Below are 23812 nucleotides of genomic sequence, written 5' to 3'. Positions count from 1 at the left end.
ATGAGCGCGAACAAACTCACGCCGTCGAGCTATACGGTCGACATCGCGGGCGAGCCGACCGAGCTTCCGATCGTCGCGATCAACGACAAGCTCGCCATTTCGCTTCTGATGGTGATCGACATGGGCGTCTCTTTCGGCGAGCGGATCGGCAAGGTGCTCGCGGCGCGGCTCGCGGCGACCAAGCCGGATATCATCGTCGGTGCCGCGACGCTGGGGATTCCCGTCGCCATCGAGGTCTCGCGCCACCTTGGGCTTGATCAGTACGTCATCGTCCAGAAGTCGCCCAAGATTCATCTCGGCGATGCGCTGGTCGAACACGTCACGTCGGTGACCTCGGCGGGCTCGCAGCGGCTGTTGCTCGATCGGCGGGCTGTTCCACTGCTGAAGGGACGGCGGGTCGTGGTGGTCGATGACGTCGTGGCGACCGGGTCGAGTCTCGCGGCGACGCTGCGGCTTGTCCGGCAGGCCGGCGCCGATGTGGTCGGCATCGGCGTGATCCTCACCGAGGGCCACGACTGGCGCAAGGTGCTGGGGGTGGATGCTGCGCTCGTGACGAGCCTCGGCCACATCCCGCAATTCCTCGTCACAAACGGGCACGCCGCGCCGGATCCAGCGACCATGGCCGCGGTTTGAGAGGCCATTCCCGAGGCCGCAACGCTACGACCGCGGCGCGAGCTGCAACTCCAGAAGCGCTAGTCTCTGCAGCACGGCAACATCGCGCTCGCCAGCCTTGGCCGCGCGCAAAATGGATTCGGCGAGCAAGGTCACATGCGTCGAGCTCACCGGTTCCGGCAAGCTCGCAACGGATGCCCGCAGTGCAGCCGTCATGAGTTCGATGACGTCAGGAGAAAAAACGGCGCCCGAAAAGTCCTTCATCCCCGCACAAACCCTCAGCACAGGTTAAACGCCGTGCGAGGAGGCGGAGTTCCCTGCCTGAGAATGCGCGCCCCTTGGATCTGGTTAATCTGCGATCTTCACCATCGCTGCGATATACGCGGGGACTGGTATTCCGTCTCCCACAACCCACGAAAGATTTAATGTTGCGGGATAACATATGATGCAGACCCGGCCACGGCGGCGGCGCAGGCTTCGTTGCGGGTAGGAGCATGATTTTGTAGAGCGTTTTTTCGTAACGGCCGTCACCAGCTCCTTCGTGCTGATCGCCGCGGGTGGTTACCTCGGACTAGCGACGGCCTAAAATTCGCTTGGCTCTCTCCGGAGCACGCCGCCGCTCCGGAAGTACAGTTAAATGGCCCCGGCGCACCCCGCGCGTCCGGGGCCGTTTTTTGCGTCGGACAGCCGCTTCTCGGCGAGGACCGCTCAATCCCACAACCGTCCACAGATCAGAGCGGGTAAATTGCGAATCGCCGCAATCGTGCTTAACTGTCGTGATTTCTTGGTGTTTTTTAGGGGCGTTACTCTCGATCAGAGATGGCGAAGTCCTCAAAGCTGGTGGCCTCCAAGCGCGGTCGCGTCCTTCTCGTCAGACGACGGCGCGATAGGCGATGGATGTTTCCCGGCGGCCGCAAGCGTGCCAGCGAGAGCGACAAGCAATGCCTTCGCCGTGAGATCAAGGAGGAACTGCCCAAGCTCAAGCTTGGGCGGCTCAAGCTTTGGAAGGAAGTGAAAAAGAAGAAGCGCAGCTCCGGGCGCATGAGCGATGCGATCTTCATCGCGCGGAAGGCATCGGGCGAACTGAAGATCGGTGACAAGCGCGAGATCGACAAGGCGGTATGGCGCAAACCGCGCGGCATAAGACTGACGGCGACCTCGCGCTACATCCGCGACAAGCTGTTTCCGAAATAGCCCGTGGCCATGCGTGGGCCATCCGCGCATGGCGCTCCGGCCACCACACGCGCCGGTTCCATCGATCTCCTGCGGGTCCCCGGCCTTCGCATTGGGGTGGTCGCGGCCGGCTGCTATATTGCGCCGAATCACCTCTTGCACCGCCGTTCAGGATCCCTAAAAGCGGTACGAAACGATTGAGAGTAAAGGATTTATGGGCAAACCACTGACTCCGCCCGAGCCCTCCAGGGTCGACGAGATCGCGCTGCGTGAGGCGCTGGAAGAGCGCTATCTCTCCTACGCATTGTCCACCATCATGCACCGCGCGCTGCCGGACGCCCGCGACGGGCTGAAGCCGGTGCATCGCCGCATCCTCTACGGCATGCGGCTGTTGCGGCTCGATCCGAATGCCGCGTTTAAGAAATCGGCCAAGATCGTCGGCGACGTGATGGGCTCGTTCCATCCGCACGGCGATCAGGCGATCTACGATGCGATGGTCCGCCTCGCCCAGGATTTCGCCGCGCGCTATCCGCTGGTCGACGGCCAGGGCAATTTCGGCAACATCGACGGCGACAACGCCGCCGCCTATCGTTATACCGAAGCGCGCATGACGGAAGTCGCGCAGCTTCTCCTCGACGGCATCGATGAAGAGGCTGTCGATTTCCGCCCCAACTACGACGGCCAGTCCAAAGAGCCCGTGGTTCTGCCGGGCGGCTTTCCCAACCTGCTCGCGAACGGCGCGCAAGGCATCGCGGTGGGCATGGCGACGGCGATTCCGCCGCACAATGCCGCCGAGCTGTGCGACGCCGCCTTGCACCTGATCGAAAAACCGACCGCCAAATCGCGCGCGCTGCTGCGCTGGGTGAAGGGGCCGGATTTCCCGACCGGCGGCATCATCGTCGATTCCAAGGAGGCGATCGCTGAGGCCTATACGACCGGCCGCGGCTCGTTCCGCACCCGCGCCAAATGGGTGCAGGAGGAGGGCGCCCGCGGCACCTGGCAGATCGTTATCACCGAGATCCCCTGGCTGGTGCAGAAGTCGCGGCTGGTCGAGAAGATCGCCGAGCTCCTGAACGACAAGAAACTGCCGCTGGTCGGCGACGTCCGCGATGAATCGGCCGCGGAAGTTCGGCTCGTGATAGAGCCGAAGTCGCGCACGGTCGATCCGGAGCTTCTCATGGAATCGCTGTTCCGGCTCACCGAGCTGGAAAGCCGCATTCCGTTGAACCTCAACGTGCTGGTGAAGGGTGGCCGGGTGCCGAAGGTGCTGGGGCTCGCGGAAGCCCTGCGCGAATGGCTCGACCATCTGCGCGACGTGCTGGTCCGTCGTACCAACTACCGCAAAGGGCAGATCGAGAACCGGTTGGAGATTCTCGCCGGCTATCTGATCGCCTATCTGAACATCGACAAGGTGATCAAGATCATCCGCACCGAGGACGAGCCGAAGCCGGTGTTGATGAAGACCTTCAAGCTCACCGAAGTCCAGGCCGATGCCATCCTCAACATGCGCCTGCGGTCCTTGCGCAAGCTCGAGGAAATGGAGATCCGCACCGAGGACAAGAACCTCCGCAAGGAGCTGAAGGAGATCGAGGCGCTGCTCGGCTCGGAAGCGGCGCAATGGTCCAAGGTCGGCGAGCAAGTGAAGAAGGTGCGCGAGATGTTCGGGCCGAAGACGCCGCTCGGCAAGCGCCGCACCCAGTTCGCCGACGCGCCCGAGCACGATCTCGCCGCGATCGAGGAAGCCTTCGTCGAACGCGAGCCGGTGACGGTGGTGGTTTCCGAGAAGGGCTGGGTGCGTACGCTGAAGGGCCATATCGAGGATCTCTCCGGCCTTGCTTTCAAGACCGACGACAAGCTCGATCATGCCTTCTTTGCCGAAACGACGTCGAAGCTTTTGCTGTTCGCCACCAACGGAAAATTCTATTCGCTCGATGTCGCAAAATTGCCAGGCGGCCGCGGCCATGGCGAGCCGATCCGGATGTTCGTCGACATGGAACAGGATGCGGCGATCGTCTCCCTGTTCGTCCACAAGGGCGAGCGCAAGTTCCTGGTCGCAAGCTCGGAAGGGCAGGGCTTCATCGTCAAGGAGGAAGACTGTGTCGGCACCACCCGCAAGGGCAAGCAGGTGCTCAATGTCGAGATGCCGAACGAGGCCCGGGCGATCGCGACCGTGGCCGGCGACATGGTCGCGGTGATCGGCACCAACCACAAGATGGTGATCTTCCCGATCGATCAGGTGCCGGAAATGGCGCGCGGTCGCGGCGTGCGCCTGCAGAAATACACCAGCGCCTCGCTGTCGGACGTGACCGTGTTCGATTCCAAGACCGGGCTGACCTGGAAGGATTCCGCCGGTCGCGACCAGGGCATGGGCATGAAGGAACTGGCCGATTGGCGCGGAAACCGCGCCGATGCCGGCCGCCTTGCGCATGGGCTGCCGAAGTCGAACCGGTTCGGCAAAAGCATCGAATAGAGCATGGTCCGGACTCGGGGGGCCGCGTCAGCGCAAAAGCGGAAGCCGGTTTTTCCTTGTCCAACAAACGCGAAGCGTTTGCGCGGAGATCCTGCTCAAATAGCGAGATGAAATCATGATCCGATTCCGTCCAATCGGATCATGATCTGGCTGTAATAGTATTCGATTCTGCGCGGGCTATAACCCTTGCTGCGATCGCTTCGAGCGGACGAGGGTTATAGCCCAATGCATGTTCACGATCACGTCCACGACCACTCTCACGGCCATGTGCGCCATAGCGACGCGCCGCGAAGCTTTGGCTTCGCTTTCGCCGTCGGCGTGACGCTCAATTCGGCCTTCGTGATCGCGGAGCTGGTCTTTGGCTATCTCGCCAATTCGCTGGCGCTGATTTCGGATGCTCTGCACAATCTGTCCGACGTCGTCGCGCTGCTCTTGGCGTGGGGCGCGGCCTGGCTCTCGAGCCAGCGGCCCACCGAGCTGCATACCTATGGCTACCGGCGGGCATCAATTCTCGCCGCGTTGGTCAACGCGGCCCTGCTGTTGTTCGCGGTCGGCGGCATCGTGGTGGAAGCCATCGACCGTTTTCGTTTCCCCGCGGCCGTTGCCGGCCCGACCGTGATTTGGGTCGCAGCCCTCGGCATTCTCGTCAATGGGGCTACCGCGCTCTTGTTCGTGCGCGGCCGCGCCAGCGACCTCAACATCCGCGGCGCCTTTCTGCACATGGCGGCGGACGCCCTCGTGTCCTTCGGCGTCGTGGTTGCAGCCCTGGTGATCACGCTGACGGGCTGGCTATGGGTTGATCCCGCCACCAGCCTCATCGTTGCGGCGGTGGTGCTTGCGACCGGTTGGGGGCTGGCGCGGGACAGCGTCAATCTTGCGCTCGACGCTGTGCCGAGGAGCATCGAATATGCCGACGTCAGAGATTATCTCGCCGGATTGGATGGGGTTGCCGACGTGCACGACCTGCACATCTGGGCCATGAGCACCAACGAGACCGCGCTGACCGCGCACCTCGTCCGCCCCTGCGGCTCCGACGATACGTTCCTGCACAAGGTCTGCGACGGGCTGTCGCGTCGCTTCAACATTCACCACGCCACCTTGCAGGTCGAGACCAGCCGCGAGGCCTGCCGGCTGGCGTCGGCGGACGCGGTGTAGGGCGTGACGGAGGCAAGCCGAGTTGTGCAGCATCCACGATCGTCGATCGGGATCGGATGTCGGCGCAGCCGCAGGGAACGATCCGCAAGCAGCCTAACGCATGTGCTTGGTACTCAACTTGCGTAAGTAATAGCCTTGCCTTTGGACGGCTCGACTAATCTCCTCGCTGACGCTGACGACTCTTTTCTTCTTGCGCCATCTGCTTGCCGCGTCGCTACGCGGTATTGGGAAACCCTTGCGCACGACGAGCAGATCACGCCTGTGGTTTAGATAGACATCGAACATCGTTACGGCCCCCCAGCCGGAATGCAGCATAACCTTGCGAGCCGCGGGAGAGGCGTCACCAATCTACAACAGGCGGAGGTTTTTTGTCGCTCTTGCGGCAGCGCGGCATCATGCTCGAAGCCCAGGTCGGGACATCCGAGCGGCTGCTGACGATGCCTCTAGAGCATGATCCGGGAAAAGTGGAAACCGGTTTTCCGAAAAGATCATGCTCAAACGGAGAGATGAGATCATGATCCGATTCCGTCTAATCGGATCATGATCTCAGTTTGCGAGCCTTAAGCCGCTCACGGTGGATCCCACTGTGGATTCTGGGGACTAGGCTCAGTTTCGCCTCAGACGGCAGCGATGAGTGTGACCGCGCGCATGGGGGCAACGATGTCAATCAACGACTTGATCAACCATCTCATTGAGGAATGCAGCGGCGATGTTCACGGCGCGTTGAAGGCGCTGCTATTGCTCAACGAGCGCCTCGAAGCCGAGCTGCAATATCTTTACGATCTGACGAACCTTCCTCCACCGGACTGGGGGACGGTGCACTAGGTGATCGTCTCTCGCCGCACCTCGATTGCCTCAGCGCGATTGGAGCGCGCGATTGCGACCCCGATCACGCCTTCGCGCGGCTCGTCTGGCGAGAGGACGAGACCGGCTCAGGCCAATTCGGCGTGTTCGCGCGGTCGCCTCGGCCACATGCAACCCGGCCAAATGAATAAGCCCCCGAACCTCTCTTCCGGGGGCTTATTCAGAACGCATGAAGCTGGGTACATCCGCCATACTTCATACGCCCAATTTCTGCGATTGCGTCGATTATTGGCCCATGGCCATGGGCAGTTCCTCTTCTTCTTCCTTCGCCAGGACCCGAAGCATCTCGACTCCGATCTCGCCTTCGTGAGGTGACCTTATGAAGATGATCTCCTCGTGACTTCGTTGGAGCGCATCGATGATCGCGAGCGCCTCCTTTGCTGTGGTCGCATCGGTGGCCGACGCATCGCCGTTGTCCATCGCGCTGAAAACAACAGTGTATGGCATCTTGGTACCCCTGTATTTCCGATCATCATTCCAGTGGGTTACGGCAGCAATGCGACCAACGCTGGGTACTTACGCGACCAATTCGCGGGGAACCTGCGGAATAGGGTATGACCGCTTGGGTCTGCCGAGCAAGGTCGACAGGCTTAGTTGTCTCTCTCCGGCCGGAGCCTGAGGTCTTTGGCGAACACTAGCACCGATACGAGCGATGACTGGACAATAGTCCGCGATTGATTGCCATCAAAAACTAACAGCCGCATGACGCGATTTTTGATCACGACCGTGATGCGTGCGAGCAACGGTTCGAGGCCGACGCCGTGATCGGCGTCAGCCTCTCTGCCTTACTCCAGGTTCACGCCCGCTACGGCTTCACCTTGTTGGTGGGCCAATTATGCGTCTCGTCGGTCGCATCGCGGCACCAGCGATAGAATGCATCGTAAAGCACGATCCCGGCCTCGAGCTGCTTGAGATCGTCGTCGTACATGCGCGACAGTCCGAGTGAGGCCGCGAGCAGGCCCGGCGCTTCGGGGCAGAGATCGAGCCTTGCGGTATCTGCGCCGCGCACCATGGTCGCGAGGCGCAGAAGGGGCGGGCTGGTGAGGCCGAATTCCTCGACCATCACATCGAAGGTGCAGCGCTCGCCGCGATGGCTCCAGAACACGTTTTCGATGTCGAACGGTGCGGCATCGTATCGCTCGCCGACGCCGACGACCTCAGCGGGGGCGACGAACAGGAACACCGCCCGCGGATCGACGAACCTGCGGATCAGCCAGGGGCAGGCGATGCGGTCGATCTTCGGCCGCGCGCGCGTGACCCAGACGGTGCGTCCTTCCGCGTCGCGTGGCGGTAGTTTGGCCAGCGGGACGAGGGGAAGCTTTGCCGCTTTCCAGCCTTGAAAGCCGCCGTCGAGCGTTTCGGCGCGCACCTCCAGGTGTCTCAGCCAGGCGGCCGTGCCCTGCGCGAGCTTCTCGCCCCGCAGGCACGTGACGATCACGGGGCGACCGGCAAACTCTTTGCCCCAGTCGCGAACGGCTTCCGCCTTGCGCCGAAGCGCGCCGGGTATCAGCCGCGGGTCGGCAGCGAAGTCGTCCTCGGTGCGGACATCGATCACGGCAGGACTGTTCGGCGTGCCGATCAGCCGCGCCAATTTTTCGGGAGATATCGTGGTGTAAGCTGACATGGATGGCGTCCTCGCAAAAGATGACGGGACGCGATACTTGGGCATGTCGCCTCGTGGGGAGATCGCGATGTCCCCATATGCCCATTACACCGAGGCCGGCGCCGGTTGTCAATGCGTCGTCTGTCTATGGCCCGGCATGCCTGATCAGGCGCCGGTCTGATTGTTCGGTGTCGGCAGCGCGCTCGTCTCCACCGCGCCGGCGCCCTGATCGATCGGGCAGGCCATCGCGACGCACATCCAGAACAGCGCGGACACCTCGCCCGACGAGACGCTGGTCAGCGGCATCTGGACCAGCAGCGCCCCAACGGCCAGCGCGCCGAGAACGACGCCCTCGCGCAGCGGCATGCGCCAGGCCGCCGACGCGGCCCAAAGGCCAGTCCAGATGTAGGCCGCCAGGCACACCAGTCCGACCGGAATGCCCATGGTCACCCAGCTCGCAATAATTTGTCCGTCGATCGGCATGGCGCCGGCGACGCCGACGTCCGTAACCGTGAACCCTCTGCCTATGACTGTGCTGTCCGGCGCGTTCCACAATGTCACGAACTCATCCAACCGCTCGGTGCCGCTGCTGTCATTCGAAACGCTGCCGAGCGATTCAAATCGCGATGTGATGACGTCGCTGAATGGCGCAAACGCGATCGCGGCAATCACGGCGCAGGCAATGCCGATGGTTGTCGCCAGTGCCCGTTTCCGGGTCTGCTGGAAGAGCATGCAAAATAGCACGCATACCGCTAGCGCGATCCAGCTTGTGCGGTACAGCGATAGTAAGAGGCCAATCGCCGCGGGCACGCTCGCCGCCAGCGCTTGCCAGCCTGGCCGCAGGAAGCCGACCAGCAGAAGCCCGGTCGCGGTAAAGGTCGCGTAGCTCGCCGGCGCGTTCATGGTACTGAATACACGGACCATGTAAGGCAGTGGATAGCCGACCGAGGTGATGCTCGCATTCACCATCCAGAACTGATCCCAGCTCTGCGGATCGACATATTGCCAAATGCCGTAAAGCCCGGTGATCGGCAGGACGATCAGGAACATGCGCGCCATCGCGTGCGCGAGCGCGAAGCGGGAGTCGGCCTGCTGCTGCAGGGCCATCGCGTAGAGCACGGGTGCGGCCCATTTCATGCCGCCATTGGCGGCGTTGAACCAGTCATTCTGAAAGATCGACAGCGCAGCGCCATAGACGACGCAGGCCAGAATGATGACAGGCAGCACCAGCCACGGATTGCTCGGCCGGTCCTTGCTCGCCAGCAGGGACCAGAAGCTTGGGAAGGGTGCCACAATGAACAGCAGTGGGCCGCTGAGCATGATGCTTGAGGGGTCGAAGCCCGCGACCACATCGACCAGGCGGCGCACGAAGGGCGCGAAAGCGAACAGCAGGATCGCCGACTGAACGTGCGCCTCGGCGCTCCTGCGCCAGGCGAACCACCCTGCAACGGCGCATCCGAGCACAAAAATCGGCCTGACGAGGCCGCCCAGCACCGGGCCGGCCGCCGCGGTGCCCGCCAACAGAAGTGCGGTCGGCCACCAGCCCGCGGCAAGGAACGCGAAAGCCTCCGATTTGATTCGGTCCTGATTCATAAACGCGGACTATAACCCACTCCCGATGCAACGAGATCGCCGCGCCCGTCGCTTCCAGAGTCCAGCATGATGCCATTCCTCTCGTCCATCGCCGCGGCGATCGCCATGTGCCTGGCGCTGATCGTTCCGAGTGCCGCCGCCGAGGTGCTGCCCGAGCGCGACGCATGCCAGCCGACCACGTCGGCCAAATCGCGTGACGGCAATTGCGTCCCTTGCGCTACCGGGCCGATCTCGACCCGCCCGAGCTTCCTGGCGCTGGTCGAACGCGTCCGCGCGCGCCGCGCCGGCTTCGACGACATCGATCGCCGGATCGATGATGCCAGCGGCGACCCCGAGGTGAAGCGCTTGCTCCAGGGTCGCAATCTCGCACGGGCGCTTTATGGCTCGGATGGGGATTTCATTGCGGGCGGCAACGCTTCGCGCTGCCTGCTGCAGGACAATGAGGCCGTGCGGGCCAAGGCCACCCCGATCCCGTGCGACCAGATTCCGCGGGAGGGTTTGGCGGTCCTGCTGACCGCGGGGCAATCGAATTTCTCGAACACCGGCGCGCCGGACCAAGGCAGGCTCTACCAGCCACACAACGTCTTCTACAATTTCGATCGCTTTGACGGACAATGCTACATCGCGCGCAATCCGCTGCTGGGAACAGCGGGCGAGGGCGAGAACGTCGCGGCCCAGCTTGGCGATGAGTTGATGGATCGCGGGCTTGTGAAGAACCTGGTGATCGCGCCGGTGGCGATCAGCGGCACCTATCTGGAAGAGTGGCGCGCGCGCGGCGGCAAATATTTCGAGGTGCTCCTGGCAACCATCGCGGCGCTGCGCGACACGAAGCTCGAGCCAAGTGCCGTCCTCTGGCACCAGGGCGAGTTCAATGCGTTCGCCTTCTCCACGAACGGGGCGGAGGATGGCACGATCCTGCACGTCACCACGCGGATGAAAGAGGCCGGCCGGCTGTCATATCTGCGCAACTACCTGGAGATCATCGCAGGCCTGCGCGCCGCCGACGTGACCGCGCCCGTTTTCGTCGCCACGGCGACGTTGTGCGGCAGCGTTCCCGACGAGATCATCCGCTCGGCGCAAGGCGCCGTGCCCAATCCAGCCCTCGGCGTGTATGCCGGTCCTGATACCGACAGGATCGGCCTTGCTTTGCGATATGATGGCTGCCACATGCGGCATGCCGGCACGGACATGCACGCGCGGATGTGGGCGGATCGTCTCGCGGATTATTGGAGATCGCATTCAATAAAGCCGTGATCAGCGCGGTGAGCTGCAGTGCCGGATGAGGGCACCGCGGCCGGCGTGCTGTCGAACCGCTGATCTAGCGGATGCGAGCCGCTATCTGACTGGAGCGGAAACAGGTGGTGCGATGGGCGTGACCGTCTTTCTCGGGTTCAGCGTTCCCGCGTAGAACGAAACCATCCACACCACGATCAGGCCCACCAGGTAAAGCACGTAGACCTGCGGTGGCGTGGTGAGCCAGCGCCATCGTCTTCTGAAGCCGCTCTCCGGATCTGTTTGGTTGTCCATGCCAAAGGTTGTGCGGCAAACGCCCGGCAATGGGAAGAACAATTTCGCCTGTGAGCCCTCAGGACGGCTCCGGCCTTTGTCTCAGCATCATCAGCGCCGCCAGGGCGGCGAGGCTGAGCGCGGACGAGACGATCAGAATGCCGCTTCCCATCACGTCGATCAGAAGACCGAACAACAAGGGCGCCGCCGCTTGTGCCATGCGCGACGGCGCGCCGATCAGGCCCAGCCGATACGCGTAATTCTGCGGACCGAAAATCGCGAGCGGCAGGGTGCCGCGCGCAATGGTCAGAATGCCGTTGCCGGAACCGTGAAAGAGCGCAAACAAGCCGGGTGTCGCGCCGCCCGTCAGCGCGAGGATCGCCGCACCGAGCGGGTGCGTGAGGCAGGCGAGGCGCGTCGAGACAATCGGATGATAGCGCTTCAGCACAGCGGCTTCGACGATACGCGCCCCGACTTGCGCGGGCCCGATCAGCGCGCCCGCCGCCACCGCCTGCACCGGTGTTGCGCCCGCCGCCTCCATGATGCGCGGGAAGTGGGCGGCCATCGCGCCGGTCACGGTCCATGCGGCGGCGAAAGCAAAAGCGATCAGCACCATGGTCCGGTCGATCGGGATGTGCGGCTTGACCGAACTTGCGGCGGCGCGCTTCGCGCCGGGGACAGGTGGAAGCACGAAGAAATTGAGCGGAAGCCCGATCACAATGTGCGCTGCCGCCCAGGCAAAGCAGGTCTCGCGCCAGCCGATATGTTCCAGCCCCAGCGCCGTCAGTGGCCAGCCGATGGTGGAGGCAAAGCCCGCCATCAGCGTGATGCCGGTGATCGGCCCGCGCGCGGCCTCGCCATAGATGCGGCCCAATGCGCCAAAGGCGGCGTCATAGAGCCCATAGCCCATGCCGATGCCGAGCAACAGCCAGGCCGCAACCAGCATGGGAATCGAATGGGTGAGGCCAAGTAGCGCCAGTCCGCCCGCCAGCGTCAGGTTCGAGATCGTCAGCACCGGGCGGCCGCCGATCAGATCGATCTGGCGGCCGACCCGCGGTCCAAGCACGGCGGAAATCACCAGCGCTGCCGAAAAGGCGCCAAAGACCCAGTTAGAGGACATGGAGAGATCGCGTGCGATCGGATCGGCGAGGATCGCCGGCAGATAATAGCTGGAAGCCCAGGCCAGCGTCTGGGTGGTGCCGAGTGCCAGGATCAGGGGATAGCGGCGCTCGTTCATGACGTAGGGCGCCGTCTTGCTTGCCGGTTATGCATCTTGTGTGGCATTTGCGACGCCACCAGCGCACTCGTCAAGCGCACCGGCCGCAAGGCCACCTTTCGTCCGACATGATTGCACGGCATAATCGCTTGCATGGAACTTGCCTCCCGTCTGGACCTGATGAACTGGCTCGTCAGCCAGGGCCTCACGGGTCTTCCCGAAACCGACCTGATTCGCGGCTTCTGCGAGCGCTGCAGGGCGGCCGGACTGGCCTTGTCGCGCGGGCTCGCGTTCATCGATACGCTGCATCCGATCTATGAAGGGCGCGGCTTTCGCTGGAACGACCGCGAAAGCAATGAAAGCGACACCTTCGAATACACATCGAGCGCGGAGGGCGATGCGGCCAAAAACTGGCGCCGCTCCGTCTTCCATTACATGCTCGAGAATGGGCATGACGAGTTCATCATTGATCTCTCCGACTGCGCAGGCCTCGATTTTTCCATGATCGGCGATCTGGCCGAGAAAGGCCACCGGCACTTCCTCGCCTTCGTGCACCGTTTCGGCGACGCCGGCACTCTCGGTCAGATGGACTGCTTTTATTCCTACTGGACGACCCGTCGCCAGGAGGGCTTTACCGATGGGCAGCTTGCCGCGCTGCGCGACCTCGTGCCCGTGCTCGGGCTTGCGATCAAGTCGGCGCAGCACGTCGACATCGCGCGTACGCTGGGGCGCGTCTATCTCGGACGCGATGCATCGGAACAGGTGCTGCGCGGGCGCATCTCGCGCGGCGTGACCGAGCGCATCAATGCGGTCTTGTGGTTCTCCGATCTGCGGGGCTCGACGGCGATTTCGGAGAGCATCGGGCCGGACGAGATCATCCCGTTCCTCAACGATTATGCGCAGGCCTCGATCGAGGCGATCCATGACGCCGGCGGCGACGTGCTCAAGCTGATCGGCGACGGCGTGCTCGCGATCTTCACCGGCGAGGACATGGCCCTTGCAAGGCGGGCGGCGCTGCGGGCCGAGCATCGCTTCCGGCTCAACATGAGCGCGGTGAATGGGGAGCGTTCAGCGGCCGGGAAGCCGGTCACGTCAGCCTATGTCGGCCTGCATGTCGGCGAGGTCTTTTACGGCAATATCGGCAGCGAGGACCGGCTTGACTTCACGGTGGTGGGGCCCGCGGTCAATGAGGTCAGCCGCATCGCCTCCATGTGCAATTCGGTGGATCGCCAATTCCTGGCGTCATCGGAGTTTCGTAGCGGCCTCGATGCAACGGGACGCCGCTATCTGGTTTCGACCGGCCGCTACGCGCTGCGCGGCATCGGGCGCGCGCAGGATCTCTACACGCTCGACCCCGACATGGCCGGCAACGAGGCCATGGCGGGAGGTTACGAGCGCTATTTGAAAGGCTAGTTCAGCCGGCGGCGAGCTTTCACCGCCATAGCGCGAGCGCGGCCGTCGCGATCAATATTGACGCCAGGCCGATATTTATGATGCGTGAGCTCACCGGATTGCGCATCGAGCGCGACAACGAGGCTCCGGCCAAAAGCCAGAACAAATGAATGATGATGATCATCACACTGAGCAGCATCACCTTGACCGCGGCGTCGAACGCATGATTTTCTTTCAGGATGGTCGTGCCTGCGAAAACGCCGGCTATCGCGAGATAGGCCTTGGGGTTCGCGATCGCGAGGAGGAAGCCGCCGGCAAACGCGGGCGTGGCGACCTGATCGCTCCGGCTGGCCAGCGGCGGAGCGGTCGCGATCCGTAGCGCCAAATAGGCGATATAGATTGTGGAGACGGCAACGAGGGCGGATGCGCTATGCGGTATCGACAGGAGAAGCGCGACAACGCCGACCGCGACAGCGAACAGCACCACCGTCGTGCCCAGCATAAGACCACACACGTAAGCCAGCGAGCGGCGGAAACCGTAGGCGGCTCCAACAGCCGTGGCGCTGATCGTGGATGGTCCCGGGCTGCCCATGATGATCAAGGAGGCCAAGATCAGCGTGAGGGCGGGTCTCCAGAGATCCGGATCAAGGATGGTTTGCGAGAGCATCGAGCGGGTGAGATAGCGGACGATGGAGAGGCCACCCTACCGCCCGATACTCGGGCTGGTCTTGAACGCTTGTGCGGACGACGTTCAACCGGGGACTATCGCCGCCGCGACCGCATCATGAATGCGTCGGGAGCGGATGGGATCGAGCGCCTCGAAGCTCACCTTCACGGGCAGGCCTTCGCGCTGCATCGCCATGACACCTATGCGATCGGGCTGACGTTTTCGGGCGTCCAGACATTCCACTTCAGGGGCGAACAGTGGCACTGCCTGCCTGGGCAATGTCATATCCTGCACCCAGATGAACCTCACGACGGCGGTACCGAAGCCCAGGGCGGCTTCCGCTACCGGATTGTTTACGTCGACCCGTCACTCGTTCGGGCGGCGCATGGCGAAACTGCGCTGCCTTTCGTCGCGCGTCCTGTTGTCGATGGCGCTCGCATCCCATGGGAACGCGCGTTCGACATTTGGAATTTCGACGAGACCCTGGATGAAATCCGGCAGACCGAGTTGGTCCTGGCGGCGGTGAGTTTACTTCGTGCGGCGTCGGCGAATGTCGCACCAAGACCACCAAAGCTCGATCTCGGCCGCCTGTCGCGAGTGCGTGAACTACTCAGTGCTTCGTCAGCGGAGGAGCATTCGATGGACGAGCTTGAGCGGATCGCTGATCTCGACCGCTGGACGCTTGCCCGGCAATTTCGTGCTGCTTTCGGAACCAGTCCCAGTCGATTTCGCATCATGCGACGACTCGACCAGGCGCGCCGTTCGATCAGGAGCGGCAGCAGTCTGGCCGAGGCGGCGATCGAGTCTGGCTTTGCAGATCAAAGCCACATGTCGCGACAGTTCAAGCGGGCTTACGGCCTGACGCCTGCCAAATGGGCGGCTATGCTCGTTTGATGCATTCGGTCCGCGCCCCGATGGCGCGGACGACCGTCATCACGAGCGCGATCCTCAGCACGCCCGCACCGGAGTTGCCTCGCTGACCATTTCCGGCTGCCGTGCCAGCGTAACCGCGGGCGAGAGCAGGATCACCACGGCCTGGACGCCGAAGATGGCGAAGGCGAGATAGAGGCAGGCTTCGGCGCCGTAGAGCCCGCCGACGATGGCGCCGAGCGCAGAGCCCAGCGGGCGCGCGCCATAGCTCAAGATGTTGATCGCCGAGACACGGCCGAGCAGTCGCGGCGGTGTCACCGATTGCCGCAAGGTCGTGGTCGAGATCACCCACAGGATCGGGCCGACGCCGAGCAGGAAAAAGCTCAAGCCCGCGAGCAATGGGGTCGGCACGACGGTCGTCAGCGCCATGATCCCGGCCGCCGCGAAGCCGCACACCGGCCCAAGCCCGATCACGGTGCCGAAGGGCAGGCGCTCCATCACCCGTGTTGCCGCGAGCGCACCGACCACCATGCCGATGCCGTACATCGCGAGCGTGGTGCCGACGCCGGTCGCCGACAGCGCGAGATGGCGCACCGCGTAGGGCACGAATACGGCGGATATGACGAACCAGCCGGTGTTGAAGATGAACTGGGTGATGAAGACCGGCCGCAGCAGCGCATGATGCATGACGAAACTTGCGCCCTCCCGGATCTCCTGCAGCGGATGGCGGCGCGGCGCTGCGTGCCGTGCCGGCTCATAAATCCCCGCAAGCAGCACCACGGCAATCGCGGACAGCGCCGCGGCAAATCCGAACGCCGGTCCGGCGCCGACCCAGCCGACCAGCACGCCGCCGAGCGCGGGTCCGCTGGCAAAGGCCACGGTGCGCGCAAGCTCGATCCGCGCATTGGCCGCCGGCAAGAGCTGCGGTGCGACCAGGGAAGGCACCAGCGCCGGTGCCGCGACGCTATAGGCGACTGTGCCGCACACTGCGACGAAACCGAGGAGCGCAAGCCACGACAGCTTCAGCCAGCCGGACCAGATCAAGAGCAGGATCGCGGCCAGTGCCGCCGCGCGTAGCGCCTCCGCACCCGCCATCAACACGCGTCGCGAGATGCGGTCGGTGAGGAGGCCTGCAGGGATTGCGAACAGCACGAAGGGGGCGGTCAGGGCCGTTTGCAACAGCCCGGTTGCTCCTTCCGCGACGCCGAGGGACAGCACGGCGACGATGGGAGCGGCCGCAAGCGCAATCTGCTCGGCTGACTGCGCGGCGAGGTTGGACCAGGCCAGGCGGTTGAAGGTCGAGGGAAGGTGAAGGTTATCTTTGATCTCGGACATAGCGCGGTTCCCGGATTGCTGATTGACTGCATTATCCGGTGCGGGAGCCGGCAAACCCACCCGCTTACCGATAGGAGCGAGGGAACCGGGCGGGCGTAAGCCATTGGAACACCAGGATGTGTCTATATGCTCTTGCAAATGAGTTGCAATAAAAACGGAATTCGGTCATCCTGTGGCTATGGACGCTAGGCCCGGCGGTTTTGTCTCTGAATCCGAGGTGGACGTCCGGGACACGTCGTCGGCCCCGGGCTGGCGCGGCGCGCGCGGCGAACCCTCACTTTCGGACATGTTCGCCTCGGTGCGGACCGCGCGGGAAGGATCGTTCTGGCGCAAGCTGCTCGCTTTTCTCGGCCCCGGCTATCTCGTCGCCGTCGGCTATATGGACCCCGGCAATTGGGCGACCTCGCTCGCCGGCGGCTCGAAATTCGGCTACTCGCTGCTGACCGTCGCGCTGTTGTCCAATGTCATGGCGATCGTGCTGCAGTCGCTGTGCACGCGGCTCGGCGTCGGTGCCGGGCGTGATCTGGCACAGGCGTGCCGCGATTCCTATCCGCGCTGGGTGGCCTGGCCATTGTGGCTGTCGGCTGAGGTCGCGATCACCGCGACTGATCTTGCCGAAGTGATCGGTACCGCGATCGGCCTCAACCTCTTGTTCCAGATTCCGCTCGCCATCGGCGTCGTGATCACCGCGCTCGACGTCTTTCTCATTCTGGCGCTGCAGGCCTTTGGCTTTCGCTGGATCGAGGCCTTCGTAGTGACGATGCTGGGCGTGATCGCTGCCTGCTTTGCCGTGCAGATCGCGCTCGCCGATCCCGATTGGGGCGCGGTGATCCGTGGCTTCCTGCCGACTGGTGATCTTCTCGCCAACCACGACATGCTCTATCTCGCGCTCGGCATTCTCGGTGCCACCGTGATGCCGCATAATCTCTATCTGCATTCGGGCCTGGTGCAGACGCGCGGCTACGGCCAGACGCCCACCGAGAAGCACGAAGCAATCACGCTTGCGACCATCGATTCCACCATCGCGCTCTGCTTTGCCTTCGTCATCAACGCCTCCATCCTGATCCTGGCGGCGGCGACGTTCCATGGCTCCGGCCAGACCGAGGTGGCCGAACTGGACCAGGCGCATTCCTTTCTGGCGCCGCTGCTCGGCTCGACATTGGCGCCGACGCTGTTTGCCGTCGCGCTGCTCTGCTGCGGGCTGAATTCGACCATCACCGCGACCCTGTCGGGCCAGATCGTGATGGAAGGTTTTTTGAATTTCCGCGTCGCGCCCTGGCTGCGTCGCCTGCTGACGCGAATGATCGCGATCCTGCCCGCGGTGATTGTCACCGTCCTGGCCGGTGAGAAGGCCACCGGCAAGCTCCTGATCCTGAGCCAGGTCGTGCTCAGCCTGCAATTGCCGTTCGCGGTGGTGCCGCTGGTGATGTTCACCGCCAGTCGCGCGAAAATGGGGCCATTCGTTGCGCCGCGCTGGTTGACGGTTCTCGCGACAGCAGTTGCTGCGCTGATCATCGGGCTGAATGCGAAGCTTGTGTTCGATTATGTGAGCGGGTGAGCCGCGTTCAATCCGTGTTCCGAAACCGATTGATGATTCGGAGACCTTGATCCAAGGTCATGCCGTGTCGCATCGGCTTTTCCGTCAAGATGGTGGAAGAGCTAATCCTGCGGCTCGCTCGCCACATCGCCTGACGCATCGACCCGCAGCCAGCCCGAAGGCGCGAGCCGTTGCTGCGGCAGGAAGCGGGCCTTGTAATCCATCTTCTTGGAGCCCTCGATCCAGTAGCCGAGATAGACGTAAGGCAGGCCTTGCCGCCGTGCCCGCGCGATATGGTCGAGGATCATGAAGGTGCCGAGCGAGCGCTCGTGCAGCGCGGGATCGAAGAAGGAGTACACCATCGACAGCCCGTCGCTCAGCACATCGGTGAGGGCCACCGCAATCAGCTCGTCGCCCCGTCCCGTGATACCACTGTCGACGCCACGGCGGCGGTATTCGATGATGCGGGTTTCGACATGGCTGTCCTCCACCATCATCGCGTAGTCGAGCACGGTCATGTCGGCCATGCCGCCATGGCGATGCCGCTGGTCGAGATAGGCGCGGAAAATCGAATATTGCTCGGAGGTCGGTACGGCGCTGCGCTGCTCGCCGATGACATCGGAATTGCGCGCCAGGACCTTGCGGAAGCTGCGCGAGGGACGGAATTCGTTGGCGATGACGCGCACGGAGACGCAGGCGCGGCACTGGTCGCAGGCCGGACGATAAGCGATCGACTGGCTGCGGCGGAAGCCGCCATGGGTGAGCAGGTCGTTGAGGTCGGCGGCCTTGTCGCCCACCAGATGCGTGAACACCTTCCGCTCGTGCCGGCCTGGCAGATAAGGGCAGGGCGAGGGCGCCGTCAGGTAGAATTGCGGGGTGTCACGCGAGTGCTGGGTCACGGGCGTCAGGTCTTTAGAACGTGCACAGCATCGCGCTGCCCGGGCCGGTGGTCAATTGTTTTGCGAGGGTTCAATAGCTGCGCGCCGTTTGTCCGATCGGGGAGCGGACCGAGTTGTTGATGACAACGGTTCCCAGCACGAAATCGTGCAACAGCCGCCGGCGGGCATTGAACAGGCCCAGCAACAGAACAAACGGCGAGAGGAACGAGATCGAAATCCAGAACAGCACCGCATGCATGGCGCCGAGCAGGAAATAGCCGGGTGCGCCGTACCAGGTGCGCAACTCCAGATCCATCACGCGCATGCCGATGGTAGCGGAATGTGGACCACCCAGCGTGGCGCCGTAATAGACGAGCGCCCAGATCACGGAGGCTGGCGAGACCAGCCAGAACAGCGCCCAGCCCAGCCCGAGCGTGACCAGGCCGAACACGGCGATGAACACCACGGCAAGCACCACGGGGATCGCAAGCACGATCACGTCGATGAGGAAGGCAAACACTCGACGCGTCAGCACGCCGCGAAACAGCTCCGGCTGCAAATAAGGATCGAACGCATGCGGGCGAACATCCGGCGGGCCATCATCGTGCCAGCCGCCACCGCCACCCGCATTGGTTGAACCGGAATATGACATGGTCAGTCCCTCCGACTGCGCTTTCCACGCAACCACATGGGAACCGGCTGATCACTTGCAAGGTCCGACTCCGATGGCGGAATCGGAATATTCGCAACAATTGTGGCGCCCGTCGGAGCATGATCCGGAAAAGTCGCAGCCGGTTTTCCGAAAAGATCATGCTCAATCAAAAAGCTAGAGCTGCGATGTGCGCTCTAGGCGTGCCTTTGGATCCGTTCCGCCGCTTGCGGTGCAAAATAGGTCAGGATGCCATCGGCGCCGGCGCGCTTGAACGCCAGGAGGCTCTCCATCATCGCGCGTTCGCCGTCGATCCAGCCATTGTTCGCGGCCGCAGCGATCATCGCGTATTCGCCTGAGACCTGGTAGGCGAAGGTCGGCATCGCAAAGGTATCTTTGACCCGCCGCAGCACGTCGAGATAAGGCATGCCGGGCTTGACCATGACCATGTCGGCCCCTTCCGCGATGTCGAGCTCGACCTCGCGGAGCGCTTCATCCGAATTGGCGCTGTCCATCTGGTAGGTGCGCTTATCGCCGGTCAGCGTCTTGGCCGAGCCGATCGCATCACGGAACGGTCCGTAGAAGGCCGAGGCGTATTTGGCCGCATAGGCCATGATCTGCACGTCAAGGAATCCAGCCCGGTCCAGCGCCTGCCTGATTGCACCGACGCGACCGTCCATCATGTCGGATGGCGCGATGATGTCGCAGCCGGCTTCGGCCTGCACCAAGGCCTGCCGCACCAGCACGGCCACCGTCTCGTCGTTAAGGATCCTGCCATCCTCGATCAGGCCGTCATGGCCGTGGCTGGTGAAGGGGTCCAGCGCGACGTCGCAGAGCACGCCGAGATCGGGAAATTCCTTCTTCACCGCGCGCACCGTCTTGCAGACGAGATTGTCCGGGTTGACCGCTTCCGAACCTTGGGAATCGCGCAAGGACGGCTCGGTGTAGGGAAACAGGGCGATGCAGGGGATGTTGAGTTTCATCGCGCGCTCGGCGTCGCGCACCGCCTGGTCAACGGAAAGCCGGTCCACGCCCGGCATCGAGGTGACATTGGCCCGGACGTTGTGGCCCTCGATGACAAACAGCGGCCAGATCAGATCATCCGTCGTGAGCACGTTCTCCCGCACCAGGCGGCGCGCCCATTCCGCCTTGCGGTTGCGGCGCGGGCGAAACGTCAAATCGAGGGCAGGGGCCGGGGGAGCCTCTCGCCGCGACACTTCGCGGACTTCGATCGGACGGCCGAACTTGATTGCCATGCTCATTTTCTCCCGGCGGACGCCATTGATTTGTTCTAATTCTAGCATCCTGACTTAGCCGCGTCACTTGACCTGCCGCAAGGCTCCAATGCTCGGGGCCGGTATTCACTCGGGATTGATCCCGGCATTGATCGTTGATTTTGCCGCGGCAAGCGGCCATGACCTATGCACGAACGTCTTTCCATGAATGCCTGGCCCATGAACACCATCTCCCCCCTCGTGAGCGACTGCCGGTATGTCTGACACTTCGCCGCGTGACCCGGCGCGGGACAATGCAAGGGACGGTGCAATATCGATCGCGGCGATTTCGTCGGAGCGGATCCAACCCGACGACAATGTCTGGACCCGCCGCCTGGTGCTGTTTTTGCGCATCATGGCCGTGCTCGCGATATTAAAGGGCCTCTATCACTGGGCACAGGTGACCGGTTTCATCGGCAGCGAGGACGAAGCGTTCGAGAACCAGCCGACCGCCTGGCAGGCCGCGACGGTCTATTTCGCTGTGATCGAACTGGTCGCCGCCGTCGGCCTATGGCTGGCGACGCCGTGGGGTGCCGTGGTGTGGCTGACCACAGTGGTGTCGATGGCGGTGATCGAGTTGATGTTCCCCGGAATCTACGGCGGTAGCCTCTTGGTCGTTGCTGTGGAGGCCCTGATGCTTGCCGCCTATCTGGCGCTGGCCTGGATGGCCGCGCGCGAGCGGCCGCCATAGCGCAGGAAATGATGCGGGCAAGTCAGTCGCGCCCAAGCCGCGAGTGTGCGTCTGAGAATGCTCCGGACGAACTTGCGAATCCATGCATCCGCCGCCGGCAAACGCTCGCCTGCGGCCGCGAGTTAAAAATCCTTCCAAATTGCCGAGCTCGACAAGCAATGTGTCGACGGCCATGACACGGCGCTCGCTGAGCGCAGCTTGCGGGCGTTTGTGGCAGCCTCGAAGCGCTGAGGGAGCATCGAAGGCTGATCGTTCAGACCATCCGGCAGATCGATCAAGGCGTGATTTAGGCGTGTTCAGGTAAGCTCCGGATCGGCCCGGTCGCGAGCTTCGTCCGCGACACCTTCTCCAGAAGACGACAAGACCAGAAGACGACAAGCAAGGAGTGCGGCGCCGATAAAACTTGTCGCTAATTGCTCCTTAAGACGACAGTCCGCAATTCGCCACAGCCGTTACGCGAACCTTTCCGTCATCCTGCACCTGTTTTGGAATGCGACAGGCGAGGCGAGACGAAGCGTGAACATTAGGCCTCCACCCTCAATGGAAAGTTGCTAAAAGTCCTTGGTTCATCGGCTTAATCCGCGATTCACTGTGTGAAATTCATTCTCTCTTTATTGTCTTATTTAAGCGGATGTTCAAACCGCCCTCTTAAGTTGCGGCTATCGGACGGGACACAAGTTTCGTCGAATAAGTCGATAAAACGACAACAGGGGAAGTGTCATGATGAAAGCCGTTGCAACGGCGGCGGAAGCCGTCGAGCGCACGGCCGGGCAGCCGGCTGTGCAGCCTCTCTATCTCGAAGCGTTGACCTTGGTGGAGCGGCTGCATCGCCGCCTGCTCGACGTCATCAAGGATGAGTTCGATCGTCGCGGCCGCTCCGACATCAATTCGGTGCAGGCGCTGCTGCTCTACAATATCGGCGACAAGGAACTGACCGCGGGCGAGCTGCGCACGCGCGGTTATTATCTTGGCTCCAACGTCTCCTACAATCTGAAGAAGCTGGTCGAGCTCGGCTTCCTCGATCACCAACGCTCGCGCGTTGATCGTCGCTCGGTGCGCATTCGCTTGACCCCGCAAGGCCAGGAGATCCGACGCATCGTCGAAGCGCTCTATCAGAAGCACGTCAAGACGGTGGAACAGGTCGGCGGCATCTCGAACGAGGAGTTCGCGACGCTGAACAAGTCGCTGCATCGTCTCGAGCGGTTCTGGACCGACCAGATTCTTTACCGGCTCTGAGGATCTCTCGGCCAAGCCGGCCGTCAAGAAGACCGGCGAGCCATCCCCTTCAGACTTCCCCTTTCAAGCGCGCTGGATCCCCTGGGACCCGGCGCGCTCTTTCCTTTCTTCGCGCGCGCAAAAAACATACCGTCCAGGTGGAACTTGTCCGAGGCCTGCGGCTTATTTCCCTCCCAACGGAGGACCGAGAGGTATGCTGGTCGAACGCGGAATGCGCGTGATGAATACGGAGGTGGTCGGCGAAGCCTACGCCATCGCCGCGAACTATCTGCGCCGGAGCGGCGCTATCGCCGACGATTTCGCGACCGATGATCGGCTGCTCGGCATCGTTGTGCAGTTGTTCCACTGGGGCGAAGCCAACAGGCTGAAGCTCGCCAACAAGGCGATCGCCAAATTCGAGTCCGAGCGCGAGGTCGACCTTGCGTAACGACATGGCCGAGGATTCAGCGCAGGCGGCGATCGACCGCATCATGCAAACCTATGATCTCCTGGTGAACAGCTCCGCCGCAGCCAGCGCGGAAGCGCGAGCCAAGGTGACCGAGTATGTCAACATGCTGATCGAGGGCGGCGAAACGGATGCACACCGGCTCACGGTGTGCGGGCTGACCTACTTGCGCCAGCTCGACGGCTCTAGCGATCCAGTGAAGGCTGGGTATACGGGGTTGTGAGGCAAGGCCCCTTGCGGTTTTGTAGGGGCAAAGCGACTTGTCCGCCATAGCTCGAAGAGCGAAGGCGGAAGCGCGTCCACCAGCGTTGGGCATCGATATCAGATGCATGCCGAACGACCGACGCGCAAATGCAAATGAAGGGAGTCCAAAAGAATCGATTCGCCCGTCGCGTTAATCTGCCGCAGGCCGTCGGCTTGCACCGTCGGGCAAATCACCGCCATCGTCTCGCGCACCCTGTCCCGGCAAGAGGGGCGTTACGGCCGATCGTCACGAAACGTGGGGCAGGGTGCGGTGGACGTGATGGTGTTGATGGACGAGCAGCACTTGTTGCGGACGGCGAAGTCGTGTGGTCCTGGCGCGCCCATGCAGGCGCCAAGTTGGCGACGATGCTTAATGCTCGCGCCGGCGACGGTGGCAACAAGC

24 protein-coding genes are annotated in these 23812 nt (G+C 62.9%); 13 read left to right on the top strand and 11 right to left on the bottom strand.

The window, feature by feature from the left end; translation table 11 throughout:
• Entirely contained in the window at positions 1–633 is a 633-nt protein-coding gene (locus F758_RS0137650) for a phosphoribosyltransferase family protein (protein WP_024512682.1), read from the top strand.
• A gap of 24 nt (positions 634–657) precedes the next feature.
• On the opposite strand, the gene F758_RS0137645 is transcribed toward F758_RS0137650, so the two are convergent.
• Positions 658–876 (bottom strand): hypothetical protein, encoded by a 219-nt coding sequence (locus F758_RS0137645; protein WP_024512681.1) that lies wholly within the window; start codon positions 874–876, stop codon positions 658–660.
• A gap of 555 nt (positions 877–1431) precedes the next feature.
• On the opposite strand from F758_RS0137645, the gene F758_RS0137640 reads away from it, so the two are divergent.
• The 4 genes from F758_RS0137640 (at position 1432) to F758_RS51215 (ending at position 6235) form a co-directional block, all read left to right on the top strand.
• Positions 1432–1806, top strand: a complete 375-nt coding sequence (locus tag F758_RS0137640) for an NUDIX hydrolase (RefSeq protein ID WP_024512680.1) — start codon at positions 1432–1434, stop codon at positions 1804–1806.
• Positions 1807–1999: 193 nt separating this feature from the next.
• The gene (parC, locus tag F758_RS0137635; protein WP_024512679.1) at positions 2000–4255 is read left to right on the top strand and encodes a DNA topoisomerase IV subunit A; all 2256 of its coding nucleotides are present in this window, start codon (positions 2000–2002) and stop codon (positions 4253–4255) included.
• Positions 4256–4480: 225 nt separating this feature from the next.
• Complete coding sequence (locus tag F758_RS0137630; protein ID WP_035724513.1) at positions 4481–5410, top strand: cation diffusion facilitator family transporter; 930 nt, start codon at positions 4481–4483, stop codon at positions 5408–5410.
• Positions 5411–6070: 660 nt separating this feature from the next.
• Positions 6071–6235 (top strand): hypothetical protein, encoded by a 165-nt coding sequence (locus tag F758_RS51215; protein ID WP_198026664.1) that lies wholly within the window; start codon positions 6071–6073, stop codon positions 6233–6235.
• 264 nt (positions 6236–6499) lie between these two features.
• Here the strand turns inward: F758_RS51215 and F758_RS0137615 are convergent, their stop codons facing one another.
• From F758_RS0137615 to F758_RS0137605, 3 genes are all read right to left on the bottom strand, one after another.
• Entirely contained in the window at positions 6500–6721 is a 222-nt protein-coding gene (locus tag F758_RS0137615) for a hypothetical protein (RefSeq protein ID WP_024512676.1), read from the bottom strand.
• A 358-nt stretch (positions 6722–7079) separates the two neighbouring features.
• The gene (locus F758_RS0137610) at positions 7080–7898 is read right to left on the bottom strand and encodes a chromate resistance protein ChrB domain-containing protein (RefSeq protein ID WP_024512675.1); all 819 of its coding nucleotides are present in this window, start codon (positions 7896–7898) and stop codon (positions 7080–7082) included.
• Positions 7899–8042: 144 nt separating this feature from the next.
• Positions 8043–9470, bottom strand: coding sequence for an O-antigen ligase family protein (locus tag F758_RS0137605; RefSeq protein WP_024512674.1), 1428 nt, complete (start codon positions 9468–9470; stop codon positions 8043–8045).
• A gap of 66 nt (positions 9471–9536) precedes the next feature.
• Here F758_RS0137605 and F758_RS0137600 point away from each other — a divergent pair, with 66 nt between their 5' ends.
• Complete coding sequence (locus tag F758_RS0137600) at positions 9537–10724, top strand: sialate O-acetylesterase (protein WP_024512673.1); 1188 nt, start codon at positions 9537–9539, stop codon at positions 10722–10724.
• Positions 10725–10805: 81 nt separating this feature from the next.
• Here the strand turns inward: F758_RS0137600 and F758_RS48695 are convergent, their stop codons facing one another.
• Positions 10806–10997 (bottom strand): hypothetical protein, encoded by a 192-nt coding sequence (locus tag F758_RS48695; protein WP_084306001.1) that lies wholly within the window; start codon positions 10995–10997, stop codon positions 10806–10808.
• Between the two features lie 58 nt (positions 10998–11055).
• Positions 11056–12213 (bottom strand): MFS transporter, encoded by a 1158-nt coding sequence (locus F758_RS0137595; protein ID WP_024512672.1) that lies wholly within the window; start codon positions 12211–12213, stop codon positions 11056–11058.
• 132 nt (positions 12214–12345) lie between these two features.
• Between F758_RS0137595 and F758_RS0137590 the strand changes: the two genes are divergently transcribed.
• Positions 12346–13605, top strand: a complete 1260-nt coding sequence (locus tag F758_RS0137590) for an adenylate/guanylate cyclase domain-containing protein (protein ID WP_024512671.1) — start codon at positions 12346–12348, stop codon at positions 13603–13605.
• A 19-nt stretch (positions 13606–13624) separates the two neighbouring features.
• Here the strand turns inward: F758_RS0137590 and F758_RS0137585 are convergent, their stop codons facing one another.
• Positions 13625–14251 (bottom strand): LysE family translocator, encoded by a 627-nt coding sequence (locus tag F758_RS0137585; RefSeq protein WP_024512670.1) that lies wholly within the window; start codon positions 14249–14251, stop codon positions 13625–13627.
• Positions 14252–14368: 117 nt separating this feature from the next.
• Here F758_RS0137585 and F758_RS45495 point away from each other — a divergent pair, with 117 nt between their 5' ends.
• Complete coding sequence (locus F758_RS45495; protein ID WP_051387157.1) at positions 14369–15145, top strand: AraC family transcriptional regulator; 777 nt, start codon at positions 14369–14371, stop codon at positions 15143–15145.
• A 54-nt stretch (positions 15146–15199) separates the two neighbouring features.
• Here F758_RS45495 and F758_RS0137575 read toward each other — a convergent pair whose 3' ends face one another.
• Complete coding sequence (locus F758_RS0137575; protein ID WP_035724507.1) at positions 15200–16456, bottom strand: MFS transporter; 1257 nt, start codon at positions 16454–16456, stop codon at positions 15200–15202.
• A gap of 178 nt (positions 16457–16634) precedes the next feature.
• On the opposite strand from F758_RS0137575, the gene F758_RS0137570 reads away from it, so the two are divergent.
• Positions 16635–18014 (top strand): Nramp family divalent metal transporter, encoded by a 1380-nt coding sequence (locus F758_RS0137570; RefSeq protein ID WP_024512668.1) that lies wholly within the window; start codon positions 16635–16637, stop codon positions 18012–18014.
• Between the two features lie 101 nt (positions 18015–18115).
• Here the strand turns inward: F758_RS0137570 and F758_RS0137565 are convergent, their stop codons facing one another.
• The 3 genes from F758_RS0137565 to hemB all read right to left on the bottom strand — a co-directional run bounded on the left by F758_RS0137565 (position 18116) and on the right by hemB (position 20776).
• Positions 18116–18892, bottom strand: coding sequence for an arginyltransferase (locus tag F758_RS0137565; RefSeq protein WP_024512667.1), 777 nt, complete (start codon positions 18890–18892; stop codon positions 18116–18118).
• Positions 18893–18962: 70 nt separating this feature from the next.
• A complete protein-coding gene (locus tag F758_RS0137560; protein WP_024512666.1) occupies positions 18963–19523 on the bottom strand; it encodes an RDD family protein in 561 nt (186 codons plus the stop codon).
• 194 nt (positions 19524–19717) lie between these two features.
• Positions 19718–20776 (bottom strand): porphobilinogen synthase, encoded by a 1059-nt coding sequence (gene hemB, locus F758_RS0137555; protein WP_024512665.1) that lies wholly within the window; start codon positions 20774–20776, stop codon positions 19718–19720.
• Positions 20777–21011: 235 nt separating this feature from the next.
• Here hemB and F758_RS0137550 point away from each other — a divergent pair, with 235 nt between their 5' ends.
• The 4 genes from F758_RS0137550 (at position 21012) to F758_RS0137530 (ending at position 23389) form a co-directional block, all read left to right on the top strand.
• Positions 21012–21485 (top strand): DUF6163 family protein, encoded by a 474-nt coding sequence (locus F758_RS0137550; RefSeq protein ID WP_024512664.1) that lies wholly within the window; start codon positions 21012–21014, stop codon positions 21483–21485.
• A 720-nt stretch (positions 21486–22205) separates the two neighbouring features.
• Positions 22206–22721 carry a transcriptional regulator LdtR gene (ldtR, locus tag F758_RS0137540; protein ID WP_024512663.1) on the top strand — a complete coding sequence of 172 codons (516 nt, stop codon included), beginning with the start codon at positions 22206–22208 and terminating at the stop codon, positions 22719–22721.
• 193 nt (positions 22722–22914) lie between these two features.
• On the top strand, positions 22915–23148 hold the full coding sequence (locus tag F758_RS0137535) for a hypothetical protein (protein ID WP_024512662.1): 234 nt from the start codon (positions 22915–22917) through the stop codon (positions 23146–23148).
• Positions 23149–23152: 4 nt separating this feature from the next.
• Positions 23153–23389, top strand: a complete 237-nt coding sequence (locus F758_RS0137530) for a hypothetical protein (RefSeq protein WP_024512661.1) — start codon at positions 23153–23155, stop codon at positions 23387–23389.
• Positions 23390–23812: the final 423 nt, after the last annotated feature.

Source organism: Bradyrhizobium sp. ARR65, from assembly GCF_000472385.1.
In the GTDB taxonomy this organism is placed as follows: Bacteria; Pseudomonadota; Alphaproteobacteria; order Rhizobiales; family Xanthobacteraceae; genus Bradyrhizobium.
This window is presented reverse-complemented; position numbering and strand designations above follow the sequence as displayed.

Bases quoted from the DNA above. Each gene is read 5' to 3' on its own strand.
- F758_RS0137650 (WP_024512682.1), top strand. From the start codon at position 1: ATGAGCGCGAACAAACTCACGCCGTCGAGCTATACGGTCGACATCGCG.
- F758_RS0137645 (WP_024512681.1), bottom strand. From the start codon at position 876: ATGAAGGACTTTTCGGGCGCCGTTTTTTCTCCTGACGTCATCGAACTC.
- F758_RS0137640 (WP_024512680.1), top strand. From the start codon at position 1,432: ATGGCGAAGTCCTCAAAGCTGGTGGCCTCCAAGCGCGGTCGCGTCCTT.
- parC (WP_024512679.1), top strand. From the start codon at position 2,000: ATGGGCAAACCACTGACTCCGCCCGAGCCCTCCAGGGTCGACGAGATC.
- F758_RS0137630 (WP_035724513.1), top strand. From the start codon at position 4,481: ATGCATGTTCACGATCACGTCCACGACCACTCTCACGGCCATGTGCGC.
- F758_RS51215 (WP_198026664.1), top strand. From the start codon at position 6,071: ATGTCAATCAACGACTTGATCAACCATCTCATTGAGGAATGCAGCGGC.
- F758_RS0137615 (WP_024512676.1), bottom strand. From the start codon at position 6,721: ATGCCATACACTGTTGTTTTCAGCGCGATGGACAACGGCGATGCGTCG.
- F758_RS0137610 (WP_024512675.1), bottom strand. From the start codon at position 7,898: ATGTCAGCTTACACCACGATATCTCCCGAAAAATTGGCGCGGCTGATC.
- F758_RS0137605 (WP_024512674.1), bottom strand. From the start codon at position 9,470: ATGAATCAGGACCGAATCAAATCGGAGGCTTTCGCGTTCCTTGCCGCG.
- F758_RS0137600 (WP_024512673.1), top strand. From the start codon at position 9,537: ATGATGCCATTCCTCTCGTCCATCGCCGCGGCGATCGCCATGTGCCTG.
- F758_RS48695 (WP_084306001.1), bottom strand. From the start codon at position 10,997: ATGGACAACCAAACAGATCCGGAGAGCGGCTTCAGAAGACGATGGCGC.
- F758_RS0137595 (WP_024512672.1), bottom strand. From the start codon at position 12,213: ATGAACGAGCGCCGCTATCCCCTGATCCTGGCACTCGGCACCACCCAG.
- F758_RS0137590 (WP_024512671.1), top strand. From the start codon at position 12,346: ATGGAACTTGCCTCCCGTCTGGACCTGATGAACTGGCTCGTCAGCCAG.
- F758_RS0137585 (WP_024512670.1), bottom strand. From the start codon at position 14,251: ATGCTCTCGCAAACCATCCTTGATCCGGATCTCTGGAGACCCGCCCTC.
- F758_RS45495 (WP_051387157.1), top strand. From the start codon at position 14,369: ATGAATGCGTCGGGAGCGGATGGGATCGAGCGCCTCGAAGCTCACCTT.
- F758_RS0137575 (WP_035724507.1), bottom strand. From the start codon at position 16,456: ATGTCCGAGATCAAAGATAACCTTCACCTTCCCTCGACCTTCAACCGC.
- F758_RS0137570 (WP_024512668.1), top strand. From the start codon at position 16,635: ATGGACGCTAGGCCCGGCGGTTTTGTCTCTGAATCCGAGGTGGACGTC.
- F758_RS0137560 (WP_024512666.1), bottom strand. From the start codon at position 19,523: ATGTCATATTCCGGTTCAACCAATGCGGGTGGCGGTGGCGGCTGGCAC.
- hemB (WP_024512665.1), bottom strand. From the start codon at position 20,776: ATGGCAATCAAGTTCGGCCGTCCGATCGAAGTCCGCGAAGTGTCGCGG.
- F758_RS0137550 (WP_024512664.1), top strand. From the start codon at position 21,012: ATGTCTGACACTTCGCCGCGTGACCCGGCGCGGGACAATGCAAGGGAC.
- ldtR (WP_024512663.1), top strand. From the start codon at position 22,206: ATGATGAAAGCCGTTGCAACGGCGGCGGAAGCCGTCGAGCGCACGGCC.
- F758_RS0137535 (WP_024512662.1), top strand. From the start codon at position 22,915: ATGCTGGTCGAACGCGGAATGCGCGTGATGAATACGGAGGTGGTCGGC.
- F758_RS0137530 (WP_024512661.1), top strand. From the start codon at position 23,153: ATGGCCGAGGATTCAGCGCAGGCGGCGATCGACCGCATCATGCAAACC.